Origin of the sequence: Paenibacillus sonchi, assembly GCF_016772475.1 — a bacterium.
Taxonomy (GTDB): domain Bacteria; phylum Bacillota; class Bacilli; order Paenibacillales; family Paenibacillaceae; genus Paenibacillus_AQ; species Paenibacillus_AQ sonchi.
In genome coordinates this window covers 3,737,985-3,751,569 of sequence record NZ_CP068595.1, presented here as the reverse complement: position 1 = coordinate 3,751,569, position 13,585 = coordinate 3,737,985, and the positions used below count along the sequence as shown (strand labels likewise).

At 53.3% G+C, this 13,585-nt stretch carries 6 protein-coding genes; all 6 read right to left on the bottom strand.

Annotation, left to right across the window (positions count from 1 at the left end):
- Position 1 precedes the first annotated feature (1 nt).
- The 6 genes from JI735_RS16890 to JI735_RS16865 all read right to left on the bottom strand — a co-directional run bounded on the left by JI735_RS16890 (position 2) and on the right by JI735_RS16865 (position 13,573).
- Positions 2-2,236, bottom strand: coding sequence for a KR prefix domain-containing protein (locus JI735_RS16890; protein ID WP_267919286.1), 2,235 nt, complete (start codon positions 2,234-2,236; stop codon positions 2-4).
- Positions 2,237-2,283: 47 nt separating this feature from the next.
- On the bottom strand, positions 2,284-3,033 hold the full coding sequence (locus JI735_RS16885) for a beta-ketoacyl synthase N-terminal-like domain-containing protein (protein ID WP_202676202.1): 750 nt from the start codon (positions 3,031-3,033) through the stop codon (positions 2,284-2,286).
- Positions 3,034-3,043: 10 nt separating this feature from the next.
- Positions 3,044-5,692: a non-ribosomal peptide synthetase gene (locus JI735_RS16880; RefSeq protein ID WP_051052065.1), complete on the bottom strand. Its 2,649-nt coding sequence runs from the start codon at positions 5,690-5,692 to the stop codon at positions 3,044-3,046.
- A gap of 32 nt (positions 5,693-5,724) precedes the next feature.
- Positions 5,725-8,508 (bottom strand): condensation domain-containing protein, encoded by a 2,784-nt coding sequence (locus JI735_RS16875; RefSeq protein ID WP_202676201.1) that lies wholly within the window; start codon positions 8,506-8,508, stop codon positions 5,725-5,727.
- Entirely contained in the window at positions 8,505-12,275 is a 3,771-nt protein-coding gene (locus tag JI735_RS16870; protein ID WP_233475910.1) for a type I polyketide synthase, read from the bottom strand. The genes JI735_RS16875 and JI735_RS16870 overlap by 4 nt, the downstream gene beginning before the upstream one ends.
- Positions 12,276-12,403: 128 nt before the next feature.
- On the bottom strand, positions 12,404-13,573 hold the full coding sequence (locus JI735_RS16865) for a KR domain-containing protein (protein WP_233476436.1): 1,170 nt from the start codon (positions 13,571-13,573) through the stop codon (positions 12,404-12,406).
- Positions 13,574-13,585: the final 12 nt, after the last annotated feature.

Sequence of the window (13,585 nt, the reverse complement as noted above, 5' to 3'; positions counted from 1 at the left end):
ATCATACAGACGAGATTGTTCTTAAATAGCGAAACCTTGCCGGGGCTGGCCAACAAAAGCGGTTTTTGGACCGATTCGATCCACCGGCTTTTCCCCGGTATGCGACTTGCTTGTTCGGAAACTCAAACTGGAATTCCCGGAGCATTTGCCGGGCCTGCTCTCTTTGCCGTGCGGCATCACCTTCCGCCAGCGGGAAATCCACATGGCAAACCTTGATATTCGGATATTCGTACGGAATAATTTTGCTGGCACCCAGCAGCAGCCCTTTCATGGGGCACAGCATTTCTTCTTGTGTTATTGAATACAATCCATTCGAAGCGATCTGCAAGTGTACCTCTTGAGCCGCAGCCGCAGTGCCTAAGAATTGGACCAGACGCAAAATATGATGCAAAAACAATTGCTGGCCGGTTTCGATATTGGCCAGCTCCGGCTCCATCGGAGAGGTGACCGTCCAGAGATAGCAGATGTGATCCGGAACCGCATCCAGGCTATGATACAGCCGGTCCATCTCTTCGCTGCGCAGCGGGTTCACTCTGTAGTGATCTGCCGTAACTTGCTGGTAATGCTCTGCAAGCTCAACCATAATGCAGCGGATCTGCTGCTGCCTGAGCAGATCGCCCAGCGCTTCCCCCAGACCGGCCGCGTCACAAAAAATGAACCAGACTGCATCTCTGGGGAGCATTCTGCCTTCATAGTTGGGAAGAGCAGCGCTTTCCCAGGCGGGGATATAAAACCACTTGCGGATATCGTCTCTATTTGCCGGGGTCCAGCCCTTCCCGGATGGAGGACGATTGAGAAGATGGTTAAGGTTGAACAGCTCAGGATCTACCGGGAACTCCTGGCGGTCAAAGGCATAAGTAGGCAAAGAGAGACGGTTCCGCTGCTCGTGTTGATATAATTCCCGCCACTTAATGTCCTGGCCGTACAGCCACATAGTACCTACAGCAGCCATAAGGGAGTAGGTGTTCAGCTTTTCCAGGGCGACGATTTGGGGCTTGGAAGACTGCTTGTCCAAAAAGGGCTGTGCCTCATCCCCTGCGCCCAGCACCAGCCAAATCTCTTCCCGCCGGGAAATCCTACGGCCGGCTTCCGGCTGCTCCATCCCGCAATCGTCCAGACTCAACAGAAAGGAATGGACAGCCTCTTCAAGCGAAAGCTCTCCCGACAGGCAGGCCGCCAGCCATTGGCTTTTTCCCCTCCCGATCACAGCTTCCGGGTGCAATCCCCATTCGATGAACAACTTTCCTACTGCATAATAGCCGCCAAACGCAAGAACCGGAGTGTACTCCCGTTTCCGCAGGTCCCCCAGCTTCACAGCAGCCCTGTCCGGAACCAGCCGGTTCATGATTCCCAGCGCCTGATTGAGGAAGCGGCGGGCACCGGGTTCCTCCTGATACAATTGCTCAAGTTCATCAAGCTCACTTTCACTCCATAGGCGCTGCGTAAAGTCCGGGATCACAAAAATCACCGGAGCATTCTCTAGTCCAGCCGTGCCCTTCCTTGTTGCCGTTTCAGCAAACTGAAGGACCCGGCGGCTCTTCCGGTTGACAAGGGCTAACTCCCGTATGGGAAAATGTTTTCTGCCCACCTGCAGTGTATAGGCAATATCTTCAAGACGACTGGGTTCCGCTTTGGAATACCGCTCCAGATCCTTTTTGATCTCCGCCAACGCCGACGGTGTTTTCGCTGAAACGGGAAGCAATTGCCACTCCCGTCCGGCAGAAGCTTCCCGCTGGGGCGGTGCTTGCTCGACAATGATATGGGCGTTGGTTCCGCCGATGCCGAATGCGCTGATTCCGGCCCGCAAGGGCTCATTTTTGCGGGGCCATTCGGTCAGCCGGTCATTAATATAAAAACCCTTTTCAATCACCTTCAGCACCGGATTCGGCGTCTGAAAATGCAAAGACGGAGGGAGCATGTTATGTTTGAGCGCCAGTACTGTTTTGATGAAGGAGGCAATGCCTGCTGCGCTGTCCAGATGTCCAATATTTGTTTTGACTGAGCCGAGCGCACACGCATGTCTTCGCTCCGGGTTATAGCCCAGCTCCAAGGCTTCCAATTCAATCGGATCGCCCAGCGGCGTCCCGGTCCCGTGACATTCGATGTAATCGATGCTGTCCGGCGATACCTCAGCCAGCTTGAGCGCTGTCCGGATAACCTCTGCCTGTCCGATGGTGCTGGGGGCTGTAAATCCCGTTTTTTGTTGACCATCATTATTCACCGCGGAGCCTTTGATGACCGCATAAATCTGGTCACCGTCATCGAGGGCATCCTGCAGACGCTTCAGGACGGCTGCGCCCGCTCCGTCTCCCCCACGATCCCTTTTCCGCCGGCGTCAAACGCCCGGCATTTCCCGTCCGGGGATAAGATCATGCCCTCCTGATATTCATACCCGCTTTTTTCAGGCAGGGTGACCGTGACCCCGCCCGCCAAGGCGATATCACACTCGCCGTTCAGCAGCGACTGCGCCGCCATATGCACGGCAACGAGAGAGGTGGAGCATGCGGTATAGATCGACAGGGCCGGGCCCTTGAGGTTTAATTTGTGCGCGATCCGCAAGCTTAAATAATCTTTATCCAGCAGCTGGGAGGCGGCCCAATGCCCCATGACCTCACTTTTGCCGGACAGGCCCATAAGCCCTTCCCACATATGATTCGGAGATGCCCCCGCAAACAGCCCGATAAGCTGCTGATCCGCCTCCGCCGCGTAGCCGGCATCCTCCAAGGCCGCCCAAATACACTCATGAAACACTTTCATCTGCGGGTCCATCAGTTCTGCTTCCAGGGGGGTGTAGTCAAAAAAACGGGCGTCAAAACAATTGCCTGCTTCCAGATAGCCCTTTGCCTTGACATACTCTGCCTTAGCGGCCAAGCCGGGTTCTACTCCGGCGGCAACCAATTCTTGCTCACTAAAGGTCTGAACCGAATGAACACCGTTCTTTAGATTGTCCCAGTATTCAGAAATCGTACCTGCTCCCGGAAATCTGCCGGCAAGGCCGATGACTGCAATTTCCAAACCACTGTAATTCTGCACAGTATCACCCCTACTTCTTCAACAGACGTAATTTTTGCCTTCTTGCCCGTTTGCCTTCTTCGATGGAAGCTTCTCTTGATTCCGCACTCAGTTCCGTCACAGGGCTGTCCGCCTGGAGGACCTTAGCCAGCAGACTTATCGTTGGATAGGTAAACAAGGTGATCACCGGCACCTCTTGACTCAGTTCTTCTGACAAGGCCTTGCTGATCGTGATCACATCAAATGACGTTCCGCCCAGATCAAATATGGTCGAATGCACACCGATGCGGTCCATTCGGAGGATGGTTTTCCAAATCTCCGCTATTCTGTGCTCCATCTCCGTTGTTGGAGGGGTCAGCACCCCTTTTGCCTGCTGCTTGAGCTCAAGGGTATTAAGCTTTTCGTAGTCTACTTTTCCATTCAGTGTTAACGGAATTTTGGATATCGGCAGCAGGACGGAAGGGATCATATAATCGCTTATGCGTGTTTGCAGATACTGCCTGATCTCCACTGGATCAAACGTTGCTTCCCGCCCCGCTTTGATCACCACATAGGCAACCAGGATTTGGGTCTTTGGCTCAATCTCCCGTGCCGATACTACAGCTTCCTTAATAGACTCTACCGTCAGGAGGTGGGCGGATATTTCGTCAAGCTCGATGCGGAACCCTCTTATCTTCACCTGGTTGTCCCTGCGCCCTACATACTCCATTTCACCGCTCGGCAGATATCTGCCCAGATCACCGGTCCGGTAAAGACGTATCCAACGGTCCCCCATCCTGCGGGTTTGGAATCTGTCTTCAGTCAATTCCGTCCGATTGAGATATCCGCGCGCTACTCCCTCGCCGCCAACCCATATTTCTCCGACAGTTCCAATCGGGACTTGCTCATGCTGCCGGTTGAAAATATAGACCTCTACTGTTGAAAAAGGCACACCGATATTGTTCTGATTCGCTTGGATCTGCTCTGTGCCGATTTCCTTAAAAGTTGTATGTACCGTCGTTTCGGTAATCCCATACATGTTGATGATTCGGGTGCCGGGATATTTCACCTTCCAGGCTTCCAGCTTGCCCGGCTGCAAAGCCTCTCCGCCAAGAATCACATAACGTAAGCGCAGCTTCTCCCCAGTATCCTCCAGCTCTTCTTGAATGAATTGGTAGAAGGAGGACGGCGTCTGGTTGAATACGGTTACGTGTTCGTTCCGGAGCTCCTGCACAATGTACCGGTAATCTTTCTTGAGCAGCTTCGGAATCAGCAGCAGCTTGCCGCCATGCAGCAATGCGCCGAAAATTTCCCACACGGAGAAGTCAAAGCCAAACGAATGAAAAAGCGTCCATGTATCCTGGCAGGTGAAATCAAACCTGTTATGTTCATGAAAAAATAGCCGGACCACATTCCGGTGTTCGATCATGACGCCTTTGGGATTTCCTGTAGTGCCGGAAGTATAAATGATATAGGCCAAGTCGTTAGGATGAATGACATGCTCCAGGTTGGAACTGGAATACTGCTCCAGCATGGGGTCATCGAGAAAAATCACCTCACAGCTTTCACCGGTTCCTGACGGTAAGCGGATTGATTGAACCGTTAGTATCTGCCTGGCTTGACTATCCTTCAGAATATAGTCAACCCTCTGTGCCGGGAGGTCCGGGTCGATGGGCAAATATGCGCCTCCCGCCTTAAGGACCGCCAGGATTCCGATGATCATTTCCAGAGAAGGCGGCAGGATCAAGGCTACAACCGATTCGGCCGTTACGCCTAGCCGGCGCAGATGATGGGCCGCTTGATTCGATTTGCGGTTCAGCTCCTGGTAGGACATGCGCTCATTTGCAAATACTGCCGCCGTATGGTTCGGATATTTAGCAGCACATTCCCCAAAGAGGGCCGGGATCGTTGCATCTTCCGGAAAGCCCGCAGATGTGGCATTGCTGCAGGCGATGATTCGCCGGTCCTTCTCTGTCAGAATTGAAAGCTCCTGCACAGAGCTGTGCAAGTCTGCAAGCGACTGCTCCAGCAGCACATGGAAATGCTCCAGCAACCGGTTGACCGTATCGGCACTGTAGACCGAAGCATTGAAGCGGATTTCACCCTGGAGCACGCTCTCCTCTCTTTGGACGATCATTGTGAAATTTGACAGGGTTCCGGATAAATACTGCTCGTCCTGAATGTTGCTCACAATCACGGAAACATCCAAAAAGCCGGAATCTAAGCCTGCCTGCTTCAACATTAACTCAAACGGATAGTTTTGGTGCCGGGCGGCTTCAGAAACCGTCTGCTTCATCAAGGAAATCAGGTCAATCAGCCGCATCTCATTCTGAACCTGTACGCGAACCGGGAGGACGGTATTAATGAAATCCTCCTCGCTGTGCTGCCGGTAAATGCTTGTGCCAAGCACGATATCCGTTTGTCCCGAATACTTGAGCAGCCATACGGAAGTGAACGCCAGCAGCAGCACATGCAACCGGGCATCGGAGTCATTGCTGATCTGCACCAGCTTCCGGGCATGGACGGAGTCCAGTGAAAAGGGGATTGTTTCTATATGGCGTTCCTGATGACGGTCTTTATGAGGGTCATAAGGGAAGTGACTCTTGTCAGGCAGGCCGGCCAGCTTGTGCAGCCAGTATTGCTGTTCCTTCTTGTACACGTCATTCAAGTACGGTACATTGGCGAAGAAATTACCTTTCACGATACCCCACTCCTTTGCTGTTGATTGACTGTTCAAAAAACAAAATCATTCCCGTCATCCAGCAAATCCAGCGCTTCTGTCCTGACGAGACCTGAATCCAGCATAATTTCTTTGACAAGGATGTCCGGGTTGCCGGCCACCTGGCTGGCAATATCCAGCAAGTGCCTGCACATCGTTGTGATCGTCTTGCGGGCAAACAAATCCGTCGAATATTCCATCCGCATTTCAATGCTGTCGTCATAATCGTACACCCATAGCGTCAAGTCGAATTTGGACGACGGGTTGCGGAACGGATACGCCTGCAGCCTCACCTGATCCATAGCCGCTTCGGCGGGCGCAACATCCGGCAGCACCAGCATTACATTAAATAAGGGATTCTCGCTCAGCTGATGGCTCCGGCCCAAGGCTTCGACCAGTACCTCAAACTGCACATCCTGATTTTCAAAAATCTGCAAACTCTGCGTTTTGATTTCTGTCAGCAGCTGTTCAAACGATCCATCGCGGTTGATGCGGGATCGGAAGGGCAGCACATTGGCGAACATGCCGACCATATCCGCCAGATCTGCATGGTTTCTTCCGGCAAGACTGGCCCCGATCATCACTTCATCCTGCCCCGTGTATTTTTGCAGCAGGACACTGAAAAGGGCCATCATATTCATGAATAATGTGGTGGTATTGCGCTTCATCCCCTGCTTCAACCGGCCTGTTACAGTCTCATCCAAAGTAAATGTATAAATATCGCCTTGGTGGCTCAGCACGGCAGGACGCGGATAATCGGCGGGAAGATGGTTCTCCGGCAGCTCTCCCGATAATTGCTGAAGCCAATACTCCGTTTGCTTGCCGAATTTTCCGCGTCTGATCTGTTCGTTCTGCCAGCCCACAAAGTCCACATACTCCAGGAGAATGGGCTTTAGCTGTCTGGCTTGACCGTTATATATGCGGATAAGCTCACCTTTGAGAATTTCAACGGAGAGGTTATCGGCAATGATATGGTGAATATCAAACAGCCACACATACTTCTGCATCCCGCAGCGGACAATCTTTACACGCAGTAAAGGAGCCGACCGCAGATCAAACGGCTGCATAAACTGTTCAACCACCTGGTCGACTTCATCCTCCTTCACGGTCACATGCTCCACTTGAAACGCTGCACGGTCATGGATGATCTGGACAATCTCCCCGTTGATGACGTCAAAGCTGGTCCGCAGCACCGCATGCCTCTGGATTAATAGATCAAATGCGTTTTGTAATTTACCCGGATCGAGATTCCCTTCCACCGATGTGATCTCCAGGATGTTGTATGCAACGCTGTCCGGCTGAAGCTGCTGGTGAAAATACAACCGTTTTTGCGCCGATGATAAGGGATAATAAGCCCCGGGCGCAGCTTTTTGAATGGCAGCATAATCATTGGTTGTATGGCAGGCAGCTTGAATATGCCGGGCAAGCTCGTTCAGCACGGTTGTATGAAAGAAGACCGAAACCGGAATCTTGATGTTGACCGCCTGATAAATCCTCTCTGCGACTGTCAGCACCTTCAGCGAATCCCCGCCCAAGTCAAAAAAGTCATCGTCGCTGGAGATCTGCTCATGCCCCAGGACACTCTGCCAGATGCTGCGGATCACATGTTCTAATTCCTCGGCAGACATATTCACTCCTGAAGCCCGCACCTCCGCCGCAGAGCTGCCGCCATTGTCCTGATACAGGTTTACCTTCTCATTTCTGTATGCTTCCACGCGTGCAGGCAAATCAACAGTAGATACAATCACCTGTGGATAGGCTGCCGATAATGCGGCATCCAGAATCATAAGGCCTTCCTCAGGAGTCAAAGCACCCGAATTGCCGTCGGCAGTTAACAGAGCCGCCTGGACCGCAGTTGTTTTTTCAGCAGCCTCGCCTCCCCCGCTGACCTGTTCATTAGTAACGGCTGTAACCTGATATCCCTCGATTTCAACGATCCCTTGGCCGTGTTCATCCATAATCGTCAGATCGAACTCCATGATTTTGCTTCCAAAAGTGTGTTCTGTCCGGTGACGGATATAACTGTATACTCTTCCCGGCACCTTCCCATGGACCGTAATGTTCCTGTAGCCGAACGGAACGTACTGGCCGGCCCCGGTTTGTGCAAGGCCCATGTGCACCAGCGCCACATCTAGGATCGCCGGATGGAACCCGTAAACCGCAAGATCTCCTGCGAACGCTTGCGGAAGTTCAATCCAGGACAGGCCCCCCTGCTCAGAGAATCCTCCCCAATGGTAGCTGTCCCACCGGGGACCATACCGGAATTGGCTGTCCCGCCGGTTGTTGTAATGCTCCCTGCCATAGCGGCTGTGATCGCAGGCATTGCGGATCGCATCCAATTCATAGTCTTGGGACTTGATGTCAGCAGTATCAATGCGGCCGCGTGCGTGGAGTATCCACCTGCCCTCCGGGGCCTCCGGGCAGCTTTCTATCGTAAACTGACAGTCTTCTGCGTCCCGGGTAAGGATCGTTCGGACGGGAACCTCCGTATTGTCCGCGACCGCCAGCGGGGTCAGGAAAAAGACATCACGGATCATTACGGCTGCTTCAGGATTCGAGGACGCTGATTGATAGGCTGCACGCGCCATTTCCAGATAACATGTTCCCGGCAGCACGGCCCGGCCCGCTATGCGGTGTTCATCCAGGACCCAATCTCTGCCTGCATGGAAGTAGGAAATAAACACAGTACGTCCTGTATTCTCTTTCACGGAATACTCAAACAACGGATGCTCTTCGGACTGATAAGAAATGCCTGGAGCAGAGCTGACTGGACGGGATTGCGCCGGAAGTCCTGTCATCCCGGTGTTCTCCCACCTATCCCAGTTGATGGTTTGGGTGAAATACCCCCTCTTGGTGTTTGCCTGGGCAGAGGCATCCAAAAAGAATTGGCTGCACTGTACGCCACTTGTGCCGGTGGAGCAAGCAGCGAGCTTAAGGAAGAGAAGAGCAGCAGGAAGTCGACCGGGCGGGACAGCTCTCCGATAACCTTTTGCAAAACCTGGGTTCCATAAATTTTGGTGCCAAAAACCGCTTCGCACATCTCCCTGCTTCTTCGCTGAATAACCGCTCCGTCCGGAACACCCGCAGCATGGATAATCCCGTTGATGGCCCCATAGCGCTCAAGAATCTGCCCAAAAACAGCTCTGACCTGAGCGGCATCCGTAATGTCCGCCTGAACCAGATAGAAGCCGCTTGCCGCTGCTTTGATTTTCCGCAGGATGGCAATTTTTTGGCTTACCGGGTCATCCCCGCCATGGATGGCATACCACTTGTCCCACTCGGCCTCGGGAAGGAACTGCGACCGGTTGAGCAAAACCACTTGAGCATGATACTGCTCTGCCAGATACTTGGCGACATGCAATCCGATGCCTCCAAGACCTCCGGTGATGACGTATACCCCTCCGGATGTTAAGCGCTTGTTGACTGCATTCAGCGGAGTTGTTAGGCGCACCTGCTTGAAGGCGGGCTCCCATATATAGATATTCCGCAGCGCGATCCAATCGGCACGGCGGTTATTCTCCGGCCCGGACAGGATGCGGCAAAGGATATGATGGTCGTATTGATCGGTGTCGATCAGCCTGCAGGCAATGTTCTCGTACTCCTTGGGAATGACACGAAGCGGTCCGAACAACGTGGCCTTTGCCGGGACGACGGTCTCGTTGCCGGTCACTTCAGCCACCTGGTTAGCCACGATGTCGATGGTTACCGGCTGCTGAAGCTGAAGCTGGCCCACCGCTCTGGCAATGTTCAATAAAGTATAGTACCCGAGGCGGTTGCACTCTTCCGCTTCCGGCAGTTGTTCGTGGGCCGCAGACTGCGGATGCATGCACCAAAAATGCACAATCCTGACCGGCCCGTCACCCCGCCGGGCAAGGATATCCAGTAACCGGGTTAGATCGTCCGTGATTTCAGGATTGATCTCAAACGACAAGTTATTTTGCTGGAAGGATTCACCAGCCTCAATCCGGGCAATGGTATGGCCCATTTGTTCAAGCCGCTCAATACACCGGGCTACAAAGGGCTCCTGCGTGGCAAAAACTGCGATTAAACCTTGCTGCTGCTCCCTTTCTTCCGGCATGTGTTCAGAACGTATCCATGAGGGGACATACATCCATTCTTCCTTGTTTTTCTTGCCGGTCCGGGGTTCTTGACGCTTCCAGATATTCTGGAACTGCTTAATCTGCTGCGTATCCACCCAGTACCTTTTCCGGGTAAAGGGATAGGTCGGCAGGATCACCCGGGCCCTGTTTTGATGCTTTGCCAGCTCGTCCCATTGGAGCGGATAGCCGTTGGCCCATATGCAGCCGGCAGCCTCCAGGAGCTCCGGCCCGCTTTTGACAAGGCAAATATGCCCGGACGGACCGGATGGTTCACCTGCTGCACCGAAGTCAAGAACCAGGTGCTTATCCGCTTCTTCCGCCTTTGCGGGCAAGCTTTTACCGTCATCATCTGCACCTAATGCATTGACCCAATAGTCCGGGAGCGTCACATCAAGCACAGTATTGCTTCCGGCATCCGCAGAGAGCAGCGGAATCGCGGGCGCAGACAAGGCAACAGAATCAAACGCCTCGTAAAATTCGGACTGAAGGGCCTCCAGCAAAAACAGATCCCCTTCGCTGCCCCGCCATTCCTCCAGCAGCCGGTCCCTTTTCTCCATGAGCATCAGCGCTTCTTCCAGGGTAAAAACGCCGGCTAAGCAGCCTGCCACATACGCCCCGGTCCCGGTCCCCATAAGAGCCGCCGGCTTCACACCTACCCGCAGCAGCCACTTGGCCAAGGCCAGTTGAAAGAGAAAGACCGGCGTCTGTCCAATAGAGACATCGCTCCCACCCGGTAAAAGCTCATCACGCTTAACTCCTCGTATCCCGCTCGCCTGAAGCAGGAGCTCTTCCATTTCTTCGCGGCAATACGGATGATGCAAGCAGGTGTGGTAATGCTGCACCGCCTCTTCGGGTTCCATCCCGGCAAACCAAAAGTAAACAGGCTTCAATTCTTTTTTCGGATCAACCCATAGGGCTTGATCTGCCTTCACTCTTAATGCTGCACAACCGGCAAGCAGTGTCTGGCAGGACACATATTGACGATAGGAAAAATGCTCACGCCCCTGCTGCAGCGTATACGCAATATCCGCAGCATCTTTCCCCGGATTCTTCAGCACATCCTGTACAAACGCTTCAATTGACTGCTCCAGCGCTTCCTTGGTTTTGGCTGAAAAAACCAGCAGCTGCTCCTGTGCCTCCGCTTGCTTGACGCTCTGTCCTGACGGAGCTTCCTCCAAAACGATATGCGCATTGGTTCCGCCGACACCAAATGAACTTACCCCTGCCCGGCGCGGCCCTGAACCGCTCTCCCATTCCCTCATCCGGTCCACCAGGTAAAAGGGGCTGTCTTCAAGCATGAGGTGCGGATTGGGATTCGCAAAATGCAGGGTTGGCAGCAGGCATTTATTGTGCAGAGCCAGCACCGCTTTGATAAGCCCGGCTATTCCGGCCGCACTGTCAAGATGGCCAATGTTGGTTTTGACTGAGCCTAACCCGCAGAAATGTTTACGTTTTGTCTGGAAAGCTGTGGTTAACGCCTTCACTTCAATCGGATCACCCAGGGCCGTCCCCGTTCCGTGTGCTTCTATATAACCAATCTCCTTCGGATCTACCCCGGCCACGCGGTGGGCCGTCCGGATGACCTCTGCCTGTCCATCCACACTCGGCGCACTGTAGCCTACTTTGCGGCTGCCGTCATTATTAATTGCCGTCCCTTTAATCACCGCATAAATGTGGTCATTGTCGTCCAAGGCGTCTTCCAGCCGTTTCAATATCACCAGGCCGATGCCATTGCCCACCACAGTCCCGTCCGATGCGGCGTCGAATGCCCGGCAGCGGCCGTCCGACGACAGAATCATCCCGTCCTGATGGAAGTATCCGTTTTGCAATGGACTTGTAACCGACACCCCGCCGGCTACTGCCATATCGCATTCACCGCTGATGACCCCCTGGCAAGCCGCATGGACCGCAACGAGCGAGGTGGAGCAGGCCGTGAACAGCGTATAACTGGGCCCTTTTAAATTCAGCTTGTAGGAGACCCTCGTGCTCATTAAATCCTTGTCATTCAGATGGGCAATCTCAAAATCCTCAGCCCCGTTGCGGGAGCCCATGGACAGGGATAATGCCTCCCAGTGAAAATGGGGCCGTCCGCCTGCATAAACTCCGATGGCATCCTGTGTCCTGCCCGGCGGATACCCGGCATCCTCCAGGGCCATCCAGGCATGCTCGTGCAGCAGCCTGGTCTGCGGGTCCATAAACTGCGCTTCATTCGGTGTATATCCAAAAAAGGAATTATCGAAGTACTCACACTCATTGAGATAACCTTTTGCTTTGACGAAGTTCTCTTTGGTGTATACCTCTGCGGGAACTCCGGCCTCCTCCAATTGTTCATCTGTAAAGAAGGAAATACTGTCCACACCATTCTTTACATTTTGGAAAAACTGCTCAAGGTTTTTGGCACCCGGAAAAGAACCCGACATTCCAATAATGGCAACTTCTAAACCTGTTCTCGTGTTTTCCTTCATAATTACCCTCGTTTTTTCGTCATTTTCTTTGCTCTGCTGCACCTGCGTTTTAGTCTCAGGCATATAAGGCTAATCCGGCTCTGCATGGCGGACAATATATAAATGCATCCTTCAAGTTCCCTTCAAGCTTAGTTGTATGCACCAGAATCGGTCCCTGCGGATTTTCTGAACTGCAATTGTCTCGTTAATCCGGACCTGCCGCTTTCCAGCCCGCTCAGCCTTGCATCTTCCTGCCCGTCATGCCCGCCGTTCTCAATCTGCCCAATCCGCTTGGCCAGCGCTGCGATGGTCGGGTTGGCAAATAAATCAACGATAGGAATTTGAAGGCTGAGCGTCTCTTCCACAATCGATTTGATCCGTATCAGCGTCAAGGACGTAGCTCCCAGCTCAAAAAAGTTATCATGGATGCTGATGTCCCTGATTCCCAAAAACTCCTCCCAAATCCCGGCGATTTGCTTCTCCAGATGATTGGAAGGTTTTTCGTATTCAACCATGGCTGCAGGACGCTGCCGTTTCTTTTGGCCATCCCGTGGCTGCACAGGCTTGCCTTCTGAAATCCCTTGGAGCTGCACCCACTCAGCCAGCCGCTTGTCCAAAGTGCCCGGGGAGTGAACAATATGGTGGTACCTTTCTGCCGACAGCACCCGTTTCAGGGCCTCGATTCCTTCCTCCGGACTCATCGCCAAGTCCCCAATCGAGGATGTATATCCTGCCTCTGCCTTCGCCTCCCGTCTCCATGCCTCCCAATCGACGGTTTTCCATTTGGCCTGCCGGTGCTTATTCCTTGTCTTCGTGTACGTATCCATAAATACACTCGCTGCCGAATAGGCGGCAAACCCATAGCCCCCCAGAACCGCCGCTGTTGAGGACATAAGCAGACAAAAATCAAGGTCTTTATCGTCCAGCAGCTTATCCAGAACCAGCAAACCGTCAATCTTCGGCTGGAAGATGGTCCGGCAAAGCGCTTCATCCAACCGGGTAACCGGGTTAAAAAACTCTGCCCCCATGTTTGCGGCACAATGAATTACACCGTTAATGGCTCCGAGTTCGCATTCGATAGCCCCAATGGCGTCCGCCATCTGCCCGTAGTCACTCACATCGGCTGGATAGACGGCGATGTTCGCACCGAGCTTCTCGGCCTGGATCATTTCCCGGATGGTCCGGCTTCCGGGATCATCCTCAGGGTGATCCGCCAGCCAATTGTCCCATTCCTGTCTCACCGGGAACGAGCGCTGAATAATAGCGATGGAGGCGCGATAGTTTATGGCCAGATGCTCAGCGATAATCCACCCGATCATGCCTGCTCCGCC

Coding starts and splice junctions, on each gene's coding strand:
- JI735_RS16875 (WP_202676201.1), bottom strand. CDS start 8,508: ATGACAGGACTTCCGGCGCAATCCCGTCCAGTCAGCTCTGCTCCAGGC.
- JI735_RS16870 (WP_233475910.1), bottom strand. CDS start 12,275: ATGAAGGAAAACACGAGAACAGGTTTAGAAGTTGCCATTATTGGAATG.
- JI735_RS16865 (WP_233476436.1), bottom strand. CDS start 13,573: ATGATCGGGTGGATTATCGCTGAGCATCTGGCCATAAACTATCGCGCC.